This window comes from Chloroflexus islandicus (assembly GCF_001650695.1).
Lineage (GTDB): Bacteria > Chloroflexota > Chloroflexia > Chloroflexales > Chloroflexaceae > Chloroflexus > Chloroflexus islandicus.
In genome coordinates this window covers 136,586-158,713 of the sequence record NZ_LWQS01000082.1, presented here as the reverse complement: position 1 = coordinate 158,713, position 22,128 = coordinate 136,586, and the positions used below count along the sequence as shown (strand labels likewise).

3 protein-coding genes and 1 CRISPR repeat array (1 of these 4 running past the window's edge) are annotated in these 22,128 nt (G+C 53.3%); all 3 genes read left to right on the top strand.

Annotated elements, in window-relative coordinates; genetic code table 11:
- Positions 1-18,043: a CRISPR direct-repeat array (repeat unit 37 nt; unit sequence CTTTCAACAATTTCGGCTCACGGTAGAGCACTGAAAC); it reaches 4,837 nt to the left of the window's first position.
- Between the two features lie 476 nt (positions 18,044-18,519).
- The 3 genes from A6A03_RS16420 to A6A03_RS16410 all read left to right on the top strand — a co-directional run bounded on the left by A6A03_RS16420 (position 18,520) and on the right by A6A03_RS16410 (position 22,076).
- The gene (locus tag A6A03_RS16420; protein WP_066790439.1) at positions 18,520-19,719 is read left to right on the top strand and encodes an MFS transporter; all 1,200 of its coding nucleotides are present in this window, start codon (positions 18,520-18,522) and stop codon (positions 19,717-19,719) included.
- 123 nt (positions 19,720-19,842) lie between these two features.
- Positions 19,843-20,616: an inositol monophosphatase family protein gene (locus tag A6A03_RS16415; protein ID WP_066790437.1), complete on the top strand. Its 774-nt coding sequence runs from the start codon at positions 19,843-19,845 to the stop codon at positions 20,614-20,616.
- A 116-nt stretch (positions 20,617-20,732) separates the two neighbouring features.
- Complete coding sequence (locus A6A03_RS16410; RefSeq protein WP_066790435.1) at positions 20,733-22,076, top strand: aspartate aminotransferase family protein; 1,344 nt, start codon at positions 20,733-20,735, stop codon at positions 22,074-22,076.
- Positions 22,077-22,128: the final 52 nt, after the last annotated feature.

Here is a 22,128-nt window from a genome sequence, read left to right as displayed (position 1 = left end):
GCGCAGCGTCACGCGCAACACACCCTTTCAACAATTTCGGCTCACGGTAGAGCACTGAAACCATTCTTATGCCGCTCGCTGGCACAGCGGATGCCGCCCTTTCAACAATTTCGGCTCACGGTAGAGCACTGAAACGTTGGGCGTACAACCGTTCGCGTTCTGCTTTGCGTTCGCTTTCAACAATTTCGGCTCACGGTAGAGCACTGAAACAGCAGCTCGGCAATCTCCGCGAGATACGCATATCGCTTTCAACAATTTCGGCTCACGGTAGAGCACTGAAACTTTGACTGTAACAGAAATCACGTATCTTCGTTCGGCTTTCAACAATTTCGGCTCACGGTAGAGCACTGAAACTATGGGGACATCCACTCTGCCCTGTTCGTTTCTTGCCCCCTTTCAACAATTTCGGCTCACGGTAGAGCACTGAAACTTGTTTGAATCTGCATCCATGTGCGTTGGGCAGTTGCTTTCAACAATTTCGGCTCACGGTAGAGCACTGAAACCACGGTCGCGCGCTGAGCGCTTGATAATTGCCAGCTTTCTTTCAACAATTTCGGCTCACGGTAGAGCACTGAAACCTTGATACATCAATTGTATTGGCTTGACAAACACCTTTCAACAATTTCGGCTCACGGTAGAGCACTGAAACGTTGGGCGTACAACCGTTCGCGTTCTGCTTTGCGTTCGCTTTCAACAATTTCGGCTCACGGTAGAGCACTGAAACTTCGGCCTGTTGGATAATTTGCTGCTGGACGCGCTCTACTTTCAACAATTTCGGCTCACGGTAGAGCACTGAAACCGACGCCATCCGTTCGTCTTCGACCACGAGTTCGCGGCTTTCAACAATTTCGGCTCACGGTAGAGCACTGAAACCTTCATCTGTCTTACCTTCCGCCTCCGCTTCCGCTATCCTTTCAACAATTTCGGCTCACGGTAGAGCACTGAAACACGATGATCGATCAAGTCGCGCAGCAAATTATCAATCTTTCAACAATTTCGGCTCACGGTAGAGCACTGAAACGCTGAACAGCAGCAACATATTCTTGATAAGAACCGGCGCTTTCAACAATTTCGGCTCACGGTAGAGCACTGAAACGCGCTGCTTCCAACTGCCGGTACGCATCGATAAGGCCTTTCAACAATTTCGGCTCACGGTAGAGCACTGAAACGAACTGTTATATTGTGTAATTTTTTCATTGGCCTGGCTTTCAACAATTTCGGCTCACGGTAGAGCACTGAAACTGCACCGCCGCTTGCAACCCTAACCCAATCCCCAACGCTTTCAACAATTTCGGCTCACGGTAGAGCACTGAAACATTAAACCCGTCATTAGGACGAACACGAGTACGTGTTCTTTCAACAATTTCGGCTCACGGTAGAGCACTGAAACAACATACATGCTTTCGACTGCCGTCGGATTTTTGACGCTTTCAACAATTTCGGCTCACGGTAGAGCACTGAAACATTGACGCGCTTTTATCACGTGATCGTTATGATGTCTTTCAACAATTTCGGCTCACGGTAGAGCACTGAAACTTGTGTCTACTGTGTAGTCTTTTTCTAGTGTTTCTATTGCTTTCAACAATTTCGGCTCACGGTAGAGCACTGAAACTTCAACGACTTGTGTCGCTTACCGGTGTCACATCAATACTTTCAACAATTTCGGCTCACGGTAGAGCACTGAAACACTGCTAGCGTGTCGTAAAGAAAAAGATATTCACGCTTTCAACAATTTCGGCTCACGGTAGAGCACTGAAACTGTATACGCTTTGATGGTGCCGATTGTCGGCACCACCCTTTCAACAATTTCGGCTCACGGTAGAGCACTGAAACATTGACGCGCTTTTATCACGTGATCGTTATGATGTCTTTCAACAATTTCGGCTCACGGTAGAGCACTGAAACCATCCCACAGCCGGTCTTGCGCCCACGCTACCAACGCCTTTCAACAATTTCGGCTCACGGTAGAGCACTGAAACGCTCGACGTCGATGCATTGACGAGCCGGCTCACTGCTTTCAACAATTTCGGCTCACGGTAGAGCACTGAAACGGCAGAATCCCCTGCGTTGCGGGAGTTCTCAAAAATGTCTTTCAACAATTTCGGCTCACGGTAGAGCACTGAAACTTGAAAGCTATCGAGCAGCGTTTCTGCCATCTGCGCAGCTTTCAACAATTTCGGCTCACGGTAGAGCACTGAAACTCGTACCATACAAGAGAAAGCGTATCAGTTAAACGACTTTCAACAATTTCGGCTCACGGTAGAGCACTGAAACATCGAGTGTTTTTGTGTATCCGCTTGATACATCAATTCTTTCAACAATTTCGGCTCACGGTAGAGCACTGAAACTGCTATTGGCCGAGCGAAACCAACTTATATTTACCTTTCAACAATTTCGGCTCACGGTAGAGCACTGAAACATCGAGTGTTTTTGTGTATCCGCTTGATACATCAACTTTCAACAATTTCGGCTCACGGTAGAGCACTGAAACGATGACACGTATGCGGTAGTATTGCCAAATGATGTAGTCTTTCAACAATTTCGGCTCACGGTAGAGCACTGAAACGGCTTATCCAGAGCAGAGTCACGAAAGCATCGAGCTTTCAACAATTTCGGCTCACGGTAGAGCACTGAAACCGAAAGCGTTCAGGCAGCACTAGATGCGGTATCGACTTTCAACAATTTCGGCTCACGGTAGAGCACTGAAACTACTGTTTGATCCACGTTTTATCAGCGATAACAAGTCTTTCAACAATTTCGGCTCACGGTAGAGCACTGAAACTGGGAATCAACAACACTGTATACGTTTTCTACATCTCTTTCAACAATTTCGGCTCACGGTAGAGCACTGAAACAGAAAGCTCATACAACTTGTCTACGTTTTCTGCATGCTTTCAACAATTTCGGCTCACGGTAGAGCACTGAAACTTCTAGAGAGAAATCAGGGGATAATTTCACGTATTTTGCACCCTTTCAACAATTTCGGCTCACGGTAGAGCACTGAAACTTCAGGGAGAGCGAGTAAATACCAAAGTCGACCTCCTCCCTTTCAACAATTTCGGCTCACGGTAGAGCACTGAAACTCAATGTATGAATGCTTTTTTTGCGGTATCCGATTCCTTTCAACAATTTCGGCTCACGGTAGAGCACTGAAACGTTTCTACAATCTCTACGATTGGCTCAATTCGCATAAGTCCTTTCAACAATTTCGGCTCACGGTAGAGCACTGAAACCCGGGCAAGCCGCCATGCGTCGTTGCCCGATCCGGTCTTTCAACAATTTCGGCTCACGGTAGAGCACTGAAACTCGGTACGCCGCGTCGATGCGGCTAGGAGGAGGAAGACTTTCAACAATTTCGGCTCACGGTAGAGCACTGAAACCGGCAGTCACGGGAAAAGAGTACGAGCCGCCATCGTCTTTCAACAATTTCGGCTCACGGTAGAGCACTGAAACGTCTTCGACTTCTTCCTCGAAGTCCCGAAGGACTTCGCTTTCAACAATTTCGGCTCACGGTAGAGCACTGAAACCGTTGTAGACCCCGCGCCAGCGCATCGGCAGCGCATGATCTTTCAACAATTTCGGCTCACGGTAGAGCACTGAAACACCCGGTTTTACGGAAGGCGATATCGGGGACAATGGCTTTCAACAATTTCGGCTCACGGTAGAGCACTGAAACCGGCGTTAGCCGCGGCAGTCACGGGAAAAGAGTACGCTTTCAACAATTTCGGCTCACGGTAGAGCACTGAAACCATTTTTTTTTCCTCCTTTCTCTCTCTCTTCCTCACCTTTCAACAATTTCGGCTCACGGTAGAGCACTGAAACTCGAGGCACCACGCCGCCTCGACGGCACACCTAACTTTCAACAATTTCGGCTCACGGTAGAGCACTGAAACCGCGCCTGAGGCGCGAGGAATCCTCGAGCGAGGCGGCTTTCAACAATTTCGGCTCACGGTAGAGCACTGAAACTTGAATGTGAGTTCATACCCCCGAAGGATTGCCTGTCTTTCAACAATTTCGGCTCACGGTAGAGCACTGAAACGACGGGTCGCCATCCACGTATCGCGACCGCAACGGGACTTTCAACAATTTCGGCTCACGGTAGAGCACTGAAACTGACGAACCTGCGCATCAGGGATTGCAGCGTTATAACTTTCAACAATTTCGGCTCACGGTAGAGCACTGAAACTGCGTTATAGCGCGCGCGCAGGGCCGGCACGGTCACTTTCAACAATTTCGGCTCACGGTAGAGCACTGAAACCGATCGGCGTGCTAACAGACCTGCTGCTAGAGGATGCTTTCAACAATTTCGGCTCACGGTAGAGCACTGAAACGGCAACGCCGCCGGCGCCACCGCCGGTACCGGCGTTGGCCTTTCAACAATTTCGGCTCACGGTAGAGCACTGAAACGCGCCGTGACCTGCGCCCGGATGGCGGTCATATCGAGACTTTCAACAATTTCGGCTCACGGTAGAGCACTGAAACTGTCGGTGGCGCCACTTGCCCGTCAACATTGATGTCTTTCAACAATTTCGGCTCACGGTAGAGCACTGAAACTTCTCCTACAGTCCGCTCTAAACGTCCTCACGGATCTACTTTCAACAATTTCGGCTCACGGTAGAGCACTGAAACTTACTATTCTCCGCGCGTAGCTAGCTCACGGAACCCTTTCAACAATTTCGGCTCACGGTAGAGCACTGAAACGAAGGACTGGGTTGACACCCAGCCCTGTATACGCTCTTTCAACAATTTCGGCTCACGGTAGAGCACTGAAACGGTGGCGGAGTGTAATCGGCACGCAGCAGTTCGGGCAGCTTTCAACAATTTCGGCTCACGGTAGAGCACTGAAACTATAGATATATATATATAACACTAGTTATGGAGGCGCTTTCAACAATTTCGGCTCACGGTAGAGCACTGAAACTGACTAATAGTTTTAGGTGTTATAGGGTTGCACTAGGCTGCTTTCAACAATTTCGGCTCACGGTAGAGCACTGAAACAACGTAGAGCTTTGGGTGCGCGGGGCAAAAGTCGCCGTCTTTCAACAATTTCGGCTCACGGTAGAGCACTGAAACTCAAGATAAAGTGAATATGTGCCTGTAGGTACATGTCTTTCAACAATTTCGGCTCACGGTAGAGCACTGAAACTTTACTTGTTGGAATAAGCGCTTCGATACTCGTTGCTTTCAACAATTTCGGCTCACGGTAGAGCACTGAAACCGCTGTTGCCCAGCAGGAACAGGTAAAATGTTGTAGTCTTTCAACAATTTCGGCTCACGGTAGAGCACTGAAACGGCGGGACAGGAGCCTGTCCCGCCACCGGAGCCGGCTTTCAACAATTTCGGCTCACGGTAGAGCACTGAAACTGAAGGTTCGATAGTTCGCAATCCTGACAGTGTACTCTTTCAACAATTTCGGCTCACGGTAGAGCACTGAAACGAACATAACCGAAGAGCAAAGGCAAATCTGTTAACGCTTTCAACAATTTCGGCTCACGGTAGAGCACTGAAACCTCGGCTTTCAGGATGCGGCTGCAAAACGGCATGCGGCTTTCAACAATTTCGGCTCACGGTAGAGCACTGAAACCGTCGATGCGGCTAGGAGGAGGAAGAAAATGGAAAACGCTTTCAACAATTTCGGCTCACGGTAGAGCACTGAAACATGCGACCATCATCCGTCATCTGACGTGCATAGTCGCTTTCAACAATTTCGGCTCACGGTAGAGCACTGAAACAACCTGTCACTGACCGGGATCGGATGGGCAACGGTACTTTCAACAATTTCGGCTCACGGTAGAGCACTGAAACGCGAGCAGCGCGATGTCGTCATCGCTGACGCCGACTTTCAACAATTTCGGCTCACGGTAGAGCACTGAAACGCTATAGTAGCGGGCTTTGGCCACGTGCTGGGCAATCCTTTCAACAATTTCGGCTCACGGTAGAGCACTGAAACCCGGCACGCTGATTAGTGCGCTAGCGCGGTAAAATCTTTCAACAATTTCGGCTCACGGTAGAGCACTGAAACGCAACGGTGTGTGGAGCGATGCGACATCGGCGAGCAACTGCTTTCAACAATTTCGGCTCACGGTAGAGCACTGAAACGCAACGGTGTGTGGAGCGATGCGACATCGGCGAGCAACTGCTTTCAACAATTTCGGCTCACGGTAGAGCACTGAAACCGCGCGTGATACCACCACTGCCGCGCGTGAGCCGTTCTTTCAACAATTTCGGCTCACGGTAGAGCACTGAAACGCGTGATCGTGCCATACGGCACATTTGTCGCGGCGATCTTTCAACAATTTCGGCTCACGGTAGAGCACTGAAACATAAATGCGCCCTGCGCGTCAACAAGGCGCTCATACTTTCAACAATTTCGGCTCACGGTAGAGCACTGAAACCGACATCCGTACCGCGCGCGACGTAGCGCTGGAGCAGGCTTTCAACAATTTCGGCTCACGGTAGAGCACTGAAACGGCTGTGGCCGCATAGCTCATCAGCGAGGAGCCAATCCTTTCAACAATTTCGGCTCACGGTAGAGCACTGAAACGCGCACCCTCACCGCCCGGTAGCGGGCCGCAAATGGCCTTTCAACAATTTCGGCTCACGGTAGAGCACTGAAACCGGACGGTGACGGCGCCGCATGGCGCGGCAAGAGTACTCTCTTTCAACAATTTCGGCTCACGGTAGAGCACTGAAACATCAATATTAATTGTTCCGTCGGGCAAAAGTTGCCGTCCTTTCAACAATTTCGGCTCACGGTAGAGCACTGAAACGGCAAGACGCCATGCGTCGTTGCCCGACCCCGTTCCTCCCTTTCAACAATTTCGGCTCACGGTAGAGCACTGAAACTTCTAGTCCAACCGTTGTTGCGGGCGGCGCAGTGCGCTTTCAACAATTTCGGCTCACGGTAGAGCACTGAAACCTTGAAACTGCTTCGCTACGCTAGTGAAACCGGCACGCCTTTCAACAATTTCGGCTCACGGTAGAGCACTGAAACAATATCGTCACCAGTATAGTGAGCTACGATCTCTGCCCACTTTCAACAATTTCGGCTCACGGTAGAGCACTGAAACTTGAAACAACTTGCAATGAATCGGATATCGCAAAAAAAGCTTTCAACAATTTCGGCTCACGGTAGAGCACTGAAACGCGAGGCGGTTAACCCGCCTCGTTCGAGGATTCCTCGCTTTCAACAATTTCGGCTCACGGTAGAGCACTGAAACCGATATAATCGCCGTCCGCGCTAACCAGCACCGTTCTTTCAACAATTTCGGCTCACGGTAGAGCACTGAAACGCAATCGCTGACGCTCTTGCCGGCTGCGCCGGAGGCTTTCAACAATTTCGGCTCACGGTAGAGCACTGAAACACTCTACCAGAAACTTGTCCAAACGTTTGCGGACGAGCTTTCAACAATTTCGGCTCACGGTAGAGCACTGAAACCCTTTCTCTCTCTCTCTTCCTCACCACCGAGAAAGCTCCTTTCAACAATTTCGGCTCACGGTAGAGCACTGAAACTTACTATTCGTGCCCGGTTCCGTGAGTAGCCAGCTCCTTTCAACAATTTCGGCTCACGGTAGAGCACTGAAACGCGGTCGAGTTTCTGTTACCGCTGCTCCTGGTCCTTCTTTCAACAATTTCGGCTCACGGTAGAGCACTGAAACGCTTGCAAGCGGCTTGCGCGTCCCCCGCGCTTGCGCTTTCAACAATTTCGGCTCACGGTAGAGCACTGAAACAGCCACCAGCGCAAGAACAGGTACGCCGACACGGCGTCTTTCAACAATTTCGGCTCACGGTAGAGCACTGAAACCGCGCCTGAGGCGCGAGGAATTCTCGAGCGAGGCGGGTTCTTTCAACAATTTCGGCTCACGGTAGAGCACTGAAACCCAAAGGCCTGTAGCCACCTCGTCGAAGTGGCTACCTTTCAACAATTTCGGCTCACGGTAGAGCACTGAAACTTAACTGAAGAAGGATATGAATATGCAAAAGAGCAACACTTTCAACAATTTCGGCTCACGGTAGAGCACTGAAACGCGCGACAATGACGAAACAAAAAGCGCTACAGCGAACTTTCAACAATTTCGGCTCACGGTAGAGCACTGAAACCGCCAAGAGTACTCTCTTTGAGAAAGGAAGACTGGCTTTCAACAATTTCGGCTCACGGTAGAGCACTGAAACAATGTAGAACTCTGGGTGCGCGGGGCAAAAGTTGCCGTCTTTCAACAATTTCGGCTCACGGTAGAGCACTGAAACTTGAAGGCAAATCCGATCCGAATCGTGATGCCGAGCGCACTTTCAACAATTTCGGCTCACGGTAGAGCACTGAAACCCGGTGCTGCCACCGCCAACGATGCCAGCGCCGCCACCTTTCAACAATTTCGGCTCACGGTAGAGCACTGAAACGACGGCACCATTAGCATTGATGGGCAAGTGGCCACCTTTCAACAATTTCGGCTCACGGTAGAGCACTGAAACCCGCGGACGGTGACGGCGCCGCCATCGTCCGCGGCCTTTCAACAATTTCGGCTCACGGTAGAGCACTGAAACCAAAGTCGACCTCCTCCAACGCGAGGATGTCCCCATACCTTTCAACAATTTCGGCTCACGGTAGAGCACTGAAACTGACTGCCAGCGCCCCGATTGATCCCGTGCAATTTGCTTTCAACAATTTCGGCTCACGGTAGAGCACTGAAACTCGTGAGTAAACACGCTCACCTCGGCGCTCGCTATGCTTTCAACAATTTCGGCTCACGGTAGAGCACTGAAACCCGACGAGTATTGCGACGACCCAAAGCACCAATTGACTTTCAACAATTTCGGCTCACGGTAGAGCACTGAAACCACTTGGTCGCTGTACGCAATAGAGAATTGTTTCCGACTTTCAACAATTTCGGCTCACGGTAGAGCACTGAAACAATCTGCATTCGCTCGCTCCCCGCCAGCGCTTTGCTTTCAACAATTTCGGCTCACGGTAGAGCACTGAAACTTGCGAATTGAGCCGATCGGCGTGGAGTACATCCGTCGGCTTTCAACAATTTCGGCTCACGGTAGAGCACTGAAACATTTCTTTGAAATCGGGCCGGTTGCATGGGGGTTGTCAACTTTCAACAATTTCGGCTCACGGTAGAGCACTGAAACGTCAAGATCGACAAAATGCTGCGCGCCAGCAACGACTTTCAACAATTTCGGCTCACGGTAGAGCACTGAAACACGTGTTAGCATGGGCATACAGCAAGGCAGATGCCTGCCTTCTTTCAACAATTTCGGCTCACGGTAGAGCACTGAAACTTGTACAAATGGTCTAACATCTGGTACATCGAAAGCCCTTTCAACAATTTCGGCTCACGGTAGAGCACTGAAACGTGACGGGCGAGCGGAACCGCGAGGTATTTGGTCTCTTTCAACAATTTCGGCTCACGGTAGAGCACTGAAACGGTATGGTGTTGATGAGGTATAGGGGGTTCGAGACCTTTCAACAATTTCGGCTCACGGTAGAGCACTGAAACTGACGGTGCCAACAGCTGGCACCGTCAAGGCATTCCCGCTTTCAACAATTTCGGCTCACGGTAGAGCACTGAAACCGCGTGCATACGCGCAACGCTTCGTAGTGGATCGGGTGCTTTCAACAATTTCGGCTCACGGTAGAGCACTGAAACTAGAAACGAGCCGCGCGATATCCTCGGCTCGCAGCCGAGTCTTTCAACAATTTCGGCTCACGGTAGAGCACTGAAACCGTTTCGGTCAATCGCGAACCTCATGGTTCCCCGATAGACTTTCAACAATTTCGGCTCACGGTAGAGCACTGAAACTCGAGCATTCCCTGCGCCGCCTTCAGCAACAACGGCTTTCAACAATTTCGGCTCACGGTAGAGCACTGAAACTGTTGTTGAGCCGCACGAAGCAGAGCATTACGCTCCGCTGGCTTTCAACAATTTCGGCTCACGGTAGAGCACTGAAACCGCTCAGATCGCCAGTCGGTTGCGGGGATTTCATTCTTTCAACAATTTCGGCTCACGGTAGAGCACTGAAACTGCACTTTCCCGCCCGCCCAGCAACCCCGCTTGCTGAGCGCTTTCAACAATTTCGGCTCACGGTAGAGCACTGAAACAACGTACAGGTCGGGGCGGACATGCTCGCCGTCGCTTTCAACAATTTCGGCTCACGGTAGAGCACTGAAACCTAAGAATCCAGTCACTGAAGTCTCCGTTATCGATTGGCTTTCAACAATTTCGGCTCACGGTAGAGCACTGAAACGCTCAACCAGCTCTCGCGTTGTCGGCCAGAGCAGGTCTTTCAACAATTTCGGCTCACGGTAGAGCACTGAAACTTTCCTGCGCGCGCAGCACGACCCGCTGTGGGCTGCTGTCTTTCAACAATTTCGGCTCACGGTAGAGCACTGAAACCGTACTGTTGCATGCGCACCAGTTGCGCCTCGGCGGAACTTTCAACAATTTCGGCTCACGGTAGAGCACTGAAACGCGACAATCGCGCCGGTAGGGGAAAGAATAACGAGACTTTCAACAATTTCGGCTCACGGTAGAGCACTGAAACCTTGATGACCATCGCCTTACTCCTTTCCGAATACAACTTCCTTTCAACAATTTCGGCTCACGGTAGAGCACTGAAACCTTCCGCCGCGTTTATGTCAGCTATAACGCAGCGTTGGCTTTCAACAATTTCGGCTCACGGTAGAGCACTGAAACATGTGCGGCGCGACGGAATTGACGCGCCGCCCAACGCTTTCAACAATTTCGGCTCACGGTAGAGCACTGAAACTGCACGTCGTCGAGCAGGCAATGCACGGGCTGGCCGCTTTCAACAATTTCGGCTCACGGTAGAGCACTGAAACTTCAAGTCCTATTGGTAGTCACCGTGACTACCACTCTAACTTTCAACAATTTCGGCTCACGGTAGAGCACTGAAACTGGCATAATTGGCAGCGCTACTCAGAATAAGCGAGTGCGGCTTTCAACAATTTCGGCTCACGGTAGAGCACTGAAACTGACATTCGCTGGTGGGGGATTGATCTCCGTCGCGGGCTTTCAACAATTTCGGCTCACGGTAGAGCACTGAAACCGACCACCAGCGGTGGCCGGCCGTCGTTTAACTCATCTTTCAACAATTTCGGCTCACGGTAGAGCACTGAAACCCCATGCCAGCCGGCGCGGTTGGCCGTCAATCTCGCCTTTCAACAATTTCGGCTCACGGTAGAGCACTGAAACTTCAATATGCGTATCAGCTTCGTTGATCATCCGTTGACTTTCAACAATTTCGGCTCACGGTAGAGCACTGAAACATTCGAGCACGCGCTTGGCTGCGTGCTCGTTGGCGCCTTGGCTTTCAACAATTTCGGCTCACGGTAGAGCACTGAAACTCATTGCTGGTCGCATAGACGCTGACATTGGCCTGATCTTTCAACAATTTCGGCTCACGGTAGAGCACTGAAACTTACTGTTCTCGGCGCGGCGCTGGTGTGCGAGGCCAGCTTTCAACAATTTCGGCTCACGGTAGAGCACTGAAACCGTTGAGCACGCGGGTAGCGAGGTCGCGCGCGGTAATGGCTTTCAACAATTTCGGCTCACGGTAGAGCACTGAAACCTTGGTGGCGCCGGGATGGAAAGGAGGAACGATGGCTTTCAACAATTTCGGCTCACGGTAGAGCACTGAAACCTACTGCGCGCCTGCTGCCGGCAGGCGACGAGACCTTTCAACAATTTCGGCTCACGGTAGAGCACTGAAACTGGGCGGCGGTAGGCGCGCTGCTCTTGATCGAAGCCTTTCAACAATTTCGGCTCACGGTAGAGCACTGAAACTCGTGCGCGGCGCGTGGATGCGCGAATGGGTGGACGACTTTCAACAATTTCGGCTCACGGTAGAGCACTGAAACTAACGCCGCCCACTGCTCACGCTCTCGGTCGCGACTACTTTCAACAATTTCGGCTCACGGTAGAGCACTGAAACTTATATCAGCGCGTGGTGGAGGCGTTGCGCGCGCTGGCTTTCAACAATTTCGGCTCACGGTAGAGCACTGAAACCTGTATGGCTCATGGCTCATCCTCCGTTATGATATGATCGCTTTCAACAATTTCGGCTCACGGTAGAGCACTGAAACTGTTGGTATCCCTGTCTGTGACGTAGACCTCATAACACTTTCAACAATTTCGGCTCACGGTAGAGCACTGAAACAGTAGCGAAGAGGCGCGTAAGGCGTTAGAAAGCCTTGCCTTTCAACAATTTCGGCTCACGGTAGAGCACTGAAACCGCGGCATTCGGGGTGCTGCCATCATCTTCGACGAGGCGCTTTCAACAATTTCGGCTCACGGTAGAGCACTGAAACTCTTGACGCGCCCGGCCACGAGGCCGCCGCGCCAGTCCTTTCAACAATTTCGGCTCACGGTAGAGCACTGAAACTGCGCTACGCTGGTCTGATGTCCGGGAGGGGGACGTTGCTTTCAACAATTTCGGCTCACGGTAGAGCACTGAAACCCCAGACGATCCCGTCTGGGGTGGGGTATACTGCGATGCTTTCAACAATTTCGGCTCACGGTAGAGCACTGAAACTGGTGCGCCAGTGGATTGAACAGGGGCTGGCCAGCGCCTTTCAACAATTTCGGCTCACGGTAGAGCACTGAAACTTTCCTGCGCGCGCAGCACGACCCGCTGTGGGCTGCTCTTTCAACAATTTCGGCTCACGGTAGAGCACTGAAACGCCATCCAAGGTGTATCGCGTGCTGATCACGCCCAACACCTTTCAACAATTTCGGCTCACGGTAGAGCACTGAAACTTGTATCAGCGCGTGGTGGAGGCGTTGCGCGCGCTGGCTTTCAACAATTTCGGCTCACGGTAGAGCACTGAAACTCCGATTGCGCGAATTGCGCGATGTCGCCAAGCGGACTTTCAACAATTTCGGCTCACGGTAGAGCACTGAAACCATAATACTCGCTGAACACCCACCGGCGCTTGCGCCTTTCAACAATTTCGGCTCACGGTAGAGCACTGAAACATATTGCTGGCGCGACGGCGGTCACGGCCATCAGGATGCTTTCAACAATTTCGGCTCACGGTAGAGCACTGAAACCCAAATGCCAATACGCAGACCAATAGTGCGGCGGCCTTTCAACAATTTCGGCTCACGGTAGAGCACTGAAACTTCGGCACGCACTCCGTCAAGGCGATGCTCAGGCGCTCTTTCAACAATTTCGGCTCACGGTAGAGCACTGAAACCGGCAGACTGGCAAGCCGGCGCAATCCTGTTAACCGCCCTTTCAACAATTTCGGCTCACGGTAGAGCACTGAAACCCCCCCTCAGTATCTCCACTCCCCCAGTGTCTTGGACCACTTTCAACAATTTCGGCTCACGGTAGAGCACTGAAACCTGGCAGACCCGGCCCGCACAGCCCGGCGACTGGCAGCTTTCAACAATTTCGGCTCACGGTAGAGCACTGAAACATGAAACGGGTGATTTGGCGGCATGAGTTAAACGACTTTCAACAATTTCGGCTCACGGTAGAGCACTGAAACTCCCGATACAGGGATAACACCAGTTGCCCGGCACTATCCCTTTCAACAATTTCGGCTCACGGTAGAGCACTGAAACGCTGTTCGCGTGACATTGCCGCGTAAAAGATTGGTCGCCTTTCAACAATTTCGGCTCACGGTAGAGCACTGAAACTCAGGTGAACTTGGAAGGGGGCACGCAATGAAGAAACGGCTTTCAACAATTTCGGCTCACGGTAGAGCACTGAAACGCATTGAGCCGCCGTTGCTCTACCGGTTGGGCTTTGCGCTTTCAACAATTTCGGCTCACGGTAGAGCACTGAAACATGCCACTACAACAACGCTCATAAATCTTCCGCACAATCTTTCAACAATTTCGGCTCACGGTAGAGCACTGAAACTTCGGCAGCTTCACGGAGTTCTCGAAGTGAACAATCCTTTCAACAATTTCGGCTCACGGTAGAGCACTGAAACAGCTCCTGCACCGCCAGCAGCGCCGACTGGATCGCCGCCTTTCAACAATTTCGGCTCACGGTAGAGCACTGAAACCCCGAATGGCGGTTGCATAGAGATCGCCCAACTGCCTTTCAACAATTTCGGCTCACGGTAGAGCACTGAAACCGCTGTGGATCGCTCTCAATGCTGATGGTGCGCGGCTTTCAACAATTTCGGCTCACGGTAGAGCACTGAAACGAATTGTGTTTACGGCATGAACTTGGCGTAGATACAACTTTCAACAATTTCGGCTCACGGTAGAGCACTGAAACCTACAATGCGCAACTTCTCATCGTCGCCAGCATCAGCTTTCAACAATTTCGGCTCACGGTAGAGCACTGAAACTCATCGACGGGCACGAGCGAATGACCGTCGGCGTCTTTCAACAATTTCGGCTCACGGTAGAGCACTGAAACATGAGCCGGTGCGCCCGCACCAGCGTGCGGGCCGGCTTTCAACAATTTCGGCTCACGGTAGAGCACTGAAACGAGCAGACGACGTATGAGCTGACCGCTCCAGCCGGCTTTCAACAATTTCGGCTCACGGTAGAGCACTGAAACGGGATCCTATGACGACCATCTCCCTCATCGACAGCAATCTTTCAACAATTTCGGCTCACGGTAGAGCACTGAAACAGCGGCGGCAACCGGTGTTGGCACGCTCAAAACGTGCTTTCAACAATTTCGGCTCACGGTAGAGCACTGAAACCGCGCTGAACAGCGTGCCGGCCGGCACGGTTAGCTCGTCTTTCAACAATTTCGGCTCACGGTAGAGCACTGAAACCTGTTGCCCCCAACGTCGCCGACATTGTGTTTGTCGCTTTCAACAATTTCGGCTCACGGTAGAGCACTGAAACTCCGTCTGCTATAATGACCATACGACCGAAGCCCCTCTCTTTCAACAATTTCGGCTCACGGTAGAGCACTGAAACTGTCCCCTCCGCTCCACTCCAAAATGACGACAAACTGAACTTTCAACAATTTCGGCTCACGGTAGAGCACTGAAACGGAGCGCCTCTCGCTCCTCATGATCGATGAGCAGACCGCTTTCAACAATTTCGGCTCACGGTAGAGCACTGAAACTCATGGTCATTGACTGGTGATCGAGCGGCGCGTAACGCTTTCAACAATTTCGGCTCACGGTAGAGCACTGAAACTCGGTGAATCCCGCTCGGATGAATTTTCGTGATGGTCTTTCAACAATTTCGGCTCACGGTAGAGCACTGAAACGCTAGTGCGACCAGCCCGGCCAGCGCCGCCCCAAAGCTTTCAACAATTTCGGCTCACGGTAGAGCACTGAAACATCATACTGATAAATGTCGCGCACACTGGTGCGCGCCTTTCAACAATTTCGGCTCACGGTAGAGCACTGAAACCACATGCGAATGCGGATGCCGATTGGGAGGTGAAACCTTTCAACAATTTCGGCTCACGGTAGAGCACTGAAACAGAGGATGTGCGCCTCGGTTGCCAACACCTCATCGACTTTCAACAATTTCGGCTCACGGTAGAGCACTGAAACTGCATCGTGACGGTGAGCACGGATGTTTTTATCATCTTTCAACAATTTCGGCTCACGGTAGAGCACTGAAACCTAGTATAACACAACTGGAGGCATTTATGGCGAATTCGCTTTCAACAATTTCGGCTCACGGTAGAGCACTGAAACACGTACTGATAGCCATACAGTGGATAGGTGCCTTGCCCTAGCTTTCAACAATTTCGGCTCACGGTAGAGCACTGAAACATTACCTTGCCCGCGTATTCCATCGTTCCCTCCTTGCCTTTCAACAATTTCGGCTCACGGTAGAGCACTGAAACGTGATCGCCGGCGGTCACTAACTCGACCAGTGGGCCTTTCAACAATTTCGGCTCACGGTAGAGCACTGAAACTGTGGTTGATGCGCGAGGAGGAGGAGCGCCAGCGCGCTTTCAACAATTTCGGCTCACGGTAGAGCACTGAAACGCGCAGCGCGGCCCTGATCGAGGCGGAAGGGGATTGCCTTTCAACAATTTCGGCTCACGGTAGAGCACTGAAACTCCGTTAGTTGCCGATACACCGATTGCGCCAGCGCCGCACGGTGACGCTTTCAACAATTTCGGCTCACGGTAGAGCACTGAAACGCTCCTGCACGCTGAGCAACATGGATTGCAGCGCGTCTTTCAACAATTTCGGCTCACGGTAGAGCACTGAAACTGCATCGTGACGGTGAGCACGGATGTTTTTATCATCTTTCAACAATTTCGGCTCACGGTAGAGCACTGAAACCGTCCGCCGCGAGTGGGCGGTTTCGACGCCTGCTGGCCTTTCAACAATTTCGGCTCACGGTAGAGCACTGAAACTCCACCACTATCTGCTACAACCCCAACCCGCTGGGGCTTTCAACAATTTCGGCTCACGGTAGAGCACTGAAACTAATAATGCCTCCAGTTGTGTTATACTAGCGGTAGTCACTTTCAACAATTTCGGCTCACGGTAGAGCACTGAAACGTGGGCTGGACGCGGATAATGTAAGATGTACGCAACGCCTTTCAACAATTTCGGCTCACGGTAGAGCACTGAAACGATCGGTCAGGGCCATCCACGCGGCGGCCATGTCGCCCTTTCAACAATTTCGGCTCACGGTAGAGCACTGAAACTGACATCATCGGCAACGGGTTGGCCATCTTGCCCGGCACTTTCAACAATTTCGGCTCACGGTAGAGCACTGAAACATCGTGCGTTGCGCGCGCATGGCATCGTGACGCCGCGCCTTTCAACAATTTCGGCTCACGGTAGAGCACTGAAACCGTTGTATCGTTCAACAACTTCTGTCAGCCGCAGTCCTTTCAACAATTTCGGCTCACGGTAGAGCACTGAAACAGATGTCGTGTCGCTCGATGACGACGACATTGTTTTCTTTCAACAATTTCGGCTCACGGTAGAGCACTGAAACGTCTGGGCAAGTCGCTGCCCAAGGTGCGGTGCGGCCTTTCAACAATTTCGGCTCACGGTAGAGCACTGAAACTCGCGTTCAGCGAACACGCTCGCTTCCTCAAGCGTCACTTTCAACAATTTCGGCTCACGGTAGAGCACTGAAACCACCGGTCATTGCGCGGTTGGTGCGACGGGCAATCGGCCTTTCAACAATTTCGGCTCACGGTAGAGCACTGAAACGCACAAAAACAAGCGGCGAAATGTATGTATCCGTTAACTTTCAACAATTTCGGCTCACGGTAGAGCACTGAAACCAGCTTCCGCTGCCCCGCCCGCCTCGCTCATCGCCTGTCCCTTTCAACAATTTCGGCTCACGGTAGAGCACTGAAACAGGTTGGGGGTGCGCTGGTCGCCTCGCGGGCTGGTGAGCTTTCAACAATTTCGGCTCACGGTAGAGCACTGAAACCCTAAATATCGCTAACGCATCGTTTGGCGCGGTTTCGCCTTTCAACAATTTCGGCTCACGGTAGAGCACTGAAACAGCTTTTGAAACATGCCAGTAGCATCATCGATCTGACTTTCAACAATTTCGGCTCACGGTAGAGCACTGAAACTACAAGTCGTTCGTCCGAAACCCACCGCCCGCCGCGTCACCTTTCAACAATTTCGGCTCACGGTAGAGCACTGAAACAAGATCGTGTTGAGGGCAAGGAGTTTCTGTTCTTCACTCAACCTTTCAACAATTTCGGCTCACGGTAGAGCACTGAAACGTTCAATGTAGGCAGACGGCGCTGCACTGTCGGTGAACTTTCAACAATTTCGGCTCACGGTAGAGCACTGAAACACTGGCTCTGCTTGCCGTCCGGTGTCTACATTGCGCCTTTCAACAATTTCGGCTCACGGTAGAGCACTGAAACTTGCGCTTCGCGCAAGTTGCGATTGGAGAGTAACTATACTTTCAACAATTTCGGCTCACGGTAGAGCACTGAAACAGTTCCAACTAAATATGGCATTGTCACCAACTAATCTCTTTCAACAATTTCGGCTCACGGTAGAGCACTGAAACTAGCCTGATTTTATTTTGCAGGGGGTAACAAAACAACTTTCAACAATTTCGGCTCACGGTAGAGCACTCTTGTACTGTATGGTTAGCGCTGAAGGGGGAGATTGCTGCGGGGGCTGCGCCCCCGCGCAATGACACGGGAGGTACGTCCATCCGCACAGGTAGGTCTGGCGCAAAAGGGGGAGATTGCTGCGGGGGCTGCGCCCCCGCGCAATGACACGGGAGGTACGTCCATCCGCATAGGTATATCTGGCGCTGAAGGGGGAGATTGCTTCGGGGGCTGCCCCCGCGCAATGACAGAAGGCAAGCGATGCGCGCCATCGGACGTCGTCCTATGGCTGCATGAAATTGTTGGGTTGGGGTTTAGGTGTGCGGTTAACCCATAGGCTTCGGGTTTCACTGTTGGCGTAGTGCGCAGTGAACGGTGTTTGCCGGATGCTTCAGCCGTTGCGCCGATGTGTTCTTGGTCGCTTTTTGTTATGATGCCGGTGGTACGGGCCGGTTGGTAAGCTGCCCGTGCCACCGATTTTTTTGGCGAAAGGCGTTGTTAGTATGGTGGCTTGGCTGAGTTCGGCGCGCCATCCGCGTTTGGCGCTGGTTGCGCTGGCGTTTATTGCGTTTGTTGGCTTGGGGATGCCGGATGGGTTGCTTGGCGTGGGGTGGCCGTCGCTGCGGGCCGATTTCGCTTTGCCGCTTGATGCGCTCGGTGGTTTGTTGGCGGCAGGGGTGGCCGGCTATACCACGTCGAGTTTTTTCACCGGGACGCTGCTGGCGCGGTTTGGGGTGGGGCGGATGTTGGCGTTGAGTTGTTTGCTGACCGGGGTGGCGTTGCTGGGGTATACCCTCGTGCCGCTGTGGTGGATGGTGGTGGCGCTGGGGGTGGTGGCCGGCCTTGGCGCCGGTGCGATTGATGCTGGCTTGAATACCTATGTCGCGGCCCATTTTGGCGCGCGCTTGATGCAGTGGTTGCACGCGAGTTGGGGAGTTGGCATTACGTCAGGGCCGTTGCTGATGACGGCGGGTTTGGCGCTCTGGCAGTCGTGGCGGGTAGGGTATTGGACGGTCGGCGTCTTTCAGTTGGTATTGGCGGTGGGATTTTTCCTCACGCTGTCGTTGTGGGAGCAGCCGGCGCCTGTGCCGGGTGGGAAGAAGCGGTTGACCGATTATCAGACGCCGTTAGGGCTGGCGTTGCGCCAACCGGCGGTGTGGGTGAGCGTTGCGCTCTTTGTGCTCTATGTCGGCGCTGAAACGGCGTTGGGGGTGTGGGCCTATACGCTGTTGACCGAGGCGCGAGGGGTCGAACCGGCGTTGGCCGGTGTTGTGACCGGCAGTTATTGGTTGATGTTTACGATTGGCCGGGTTGCTGCCGGAGTGGTGGCGGTGCGCACTGGTCCTGACCGGCTTGTGCGCGGCGGCTTGATTGGTGCGTTGGGTGGGAGTGCTCTGTTACTGTGGAATCTAGCGCCAATCGTGAATGTGCTGGCGATTGGGTTGATTGGGTTGGCGATCGCGCCGATCTTTCCGGCCTTGATGTCGGGTACGGCAGCGCGCGTCGGTGATCAGTTTGCGGCGCATACGATCGGTATGCAGATGGCGGCAACCGGGGTTGGGATGGCGCTCATCCCGGCTGGGATTGGGGTGTTGGCTGACCGGCTGTCGCTGGAGCTGATCCCGCTCGGTCTGTTGGTGGTGTACGCGGTGTTGTTTGGGTGTTATCTGCTCGCGATGCGCCTTGCCGCTTCGGATCAATGATGCGCTCTCATTTGGTTGGGCTTGTTGCGTGCCGGATAGTTTCAAATGTGCCATATTGGTAGTACAATGAGATAACGCACCGCAGCAGGCGGAGATTGCGGCGCCGTACCGGCGGAGGCTCGTGTGGAGATTGATATTGCGCTTGCGCGCGCATGGGCGCAGCGCGCCGGCGAGCTGCTCTTGCGCTCGTATTTTAATCAGGTGTCGCCGGAGCGTAAGCTCGATAAGAGTCTGGTGACGGCGGCTGATCGCGCGATTGAAGATTGGTTGCGCGAGCAGATTCATGCCCGTTATCCTGATCACGGCGTGATGGGTGAAGAGCGTGAGCCGGTGGGTCTCGACCGCGAGTATGTGTGGGTGATTGATCCGATTGATGGCACGAGTTCGTTCGTTTCGGGCCTGCCGATGTGGGCCGTGTCGATTGGGGTAATCCGGAGCGGGCAGCCGGTGGCTGGTGTGATCTATTTGCCGGTGTTGGGCGATTGTTATTGGGCGCTGGCCGGCGGGAGTGCGTTTTGGAATGAGACCCCGATCCACGTGGCGCCGCCGCAGCCGCCGAGTCCCAATGACTGGATTGCGATCCCTTCGACCTTCCATCGCGCCTATACCATCCATTATCCCGGTAAAGTGCGGGTGTTGGGATCGGTGGCGGCTGATTGTTGTTATGTGGCCCGCGGGCAGGCGCAGGCGGCGATTATTGGGCGTGCGAAGGTGTGGGATGTGGCCGCCGGCTGGGTGATTGTGCAAGCTGCTGGTGGAGTGGTGTGCCCGTTAGAGGGCGAATTGCCCGATTGGCAGACCTTGCTGCACACGGTGCGGTTGCCGACGCCAGTGGTGATTGGCCATCCGCAGCAGGTGGCGCAGGTCTGTGCGTGGGTGCGGCGGATGACGCCGTGAGCCAGCAGATGGGGTGTGAGGAGTGGGTGAGTTGGTAGCGCGGCGCAAGCCGCGCTTTTTGTTATAATGGTGGGCATCGAAGCGCTTGCTGATGCAAATGCACAAAGGAGTGTTCTATGACTGCGCCTGCCGTGCGCCATATTCGTCTTGTCACCGAGATTCCCGGCCCGCGTTCGCGTGAGTTGCTGGCCCGGCGCGATGCTGCCGTAGTAGCCGGTCTGGGCCGGGCGACGCCGATTGCGATTGCTGCTGGTCACGGCGCGTTGGTGACGGATGTTGACGGCAATACGCTGATCGATTTTGTCAGCGGGATTGGCACCTTGGCGGTCGGCCATTGCCCGCCGGAGGTAGTGAGTGCCATTCAGTCGCAGGCCGAGCAGTTGATCCACCTGTCGGCGCTGGTTGGCACCTACGAGCCGTATGTCGCTTTGTGCGAGCGGCTCAATGCGCTGGCCCCGATCAGCGAGCCGTGCAAGACGTTGCTGGCCAATTCGGGTGCGGAAGGGGTTGAGAATGCGATTAAGTTTGCCCGCGCCGCGACTGGCCGTCCGGCGATTATTGTCTTCGATGGCGCCTATCACGGGCGCACGCTGTTGACCCTCTCGCTGACCTCGCGCACCTATTTTAAGAAGAAGTTTGGCCCCTTTGCTCCTGAAATCTACCGCGCTCCCTTCCCGTATGCCTACCGTATGGGCGTGAGCGAGGAAGAGGCGGTCGAGCAGTGTTGGGCGGCGTTCGAGCGCATGCAGATTGCGGGGGTTGACCCCGAAACGGTGGCGGCGGTCTTGATCGAGCCGGTGCAGGGTGAGGGCGGCTTTATCCCGGTGCCGGTCGAGTTTATGCGCCGTCTGCGCCAATTCTGTGACCGCAACGGTTCGTTGCTGATCGTCGATGAGGTGCAGAGTGGCTTTGGCCGCACCGGTACCCTGTTTGCGATCGAGCAGTTTGGCGTTGAGCCGGATATCATCGTCGCCGCTAAGAGTATTGCTGCCGGGATGCCGCTGGCGGCGACCATCGGGCGGGCGCGGGTGATGGATAAGGCCCATTATGGTGGCGTGGGCGGTACGTATGGCGGCAATCCGCTGGCCTGTGTGGCGGCGTTGGCGACGATTGATATCATCGAGCGCGAACGGCTGCTGGATCGGGCCAAGGCGATTGGCCAGCAGATCCGCGCCCGCTTTGAGCCGTTGCTGGCCGATGATACGCTCGATCCGCTGGTGGGTGATGTGCGCGGTATGGGAGCGATGATCGGGATCGAGCTGGTGAAGGATCGGCGCAAGCGCACGCCGGCTGCCGCCGAAGAGGTGCTGGCGATTCTGGGCCGCGCACTCGAACGCGGGGTGCTGGCGATGCGGGCCGGTCTGTATGTGAACTGCATCCGCTTGCTGGTGCCGCTGGTGATTACCGATGACCAGCTTGATGAAGGGCTTGAGGTGTTGATCGGCGCGATGCGCGGGTAGCGCGTACACGTGAGAGCGCATCGTTATGCGCTCTCACATACTCATGTTTCTG

What these genes read in the sequence shown, in the direction of transcription:
- A6A03_RS16420 (WP_066790439.1), top strand. Translation starts at nt 18,520, where the DNA reads ATGGTGGCTTGGCTGAGTTCGGCGCGCCATCCGCGTTTGGCGCTGGTT.
- A6A03_RS16410 (WP_066790435.1), top strand. Translation starts at nt 20,733, where the DNA reads ATGACTGCGCCTGCCGTGCGCCATATTCGTCTTGTCACCGAGATTCCC.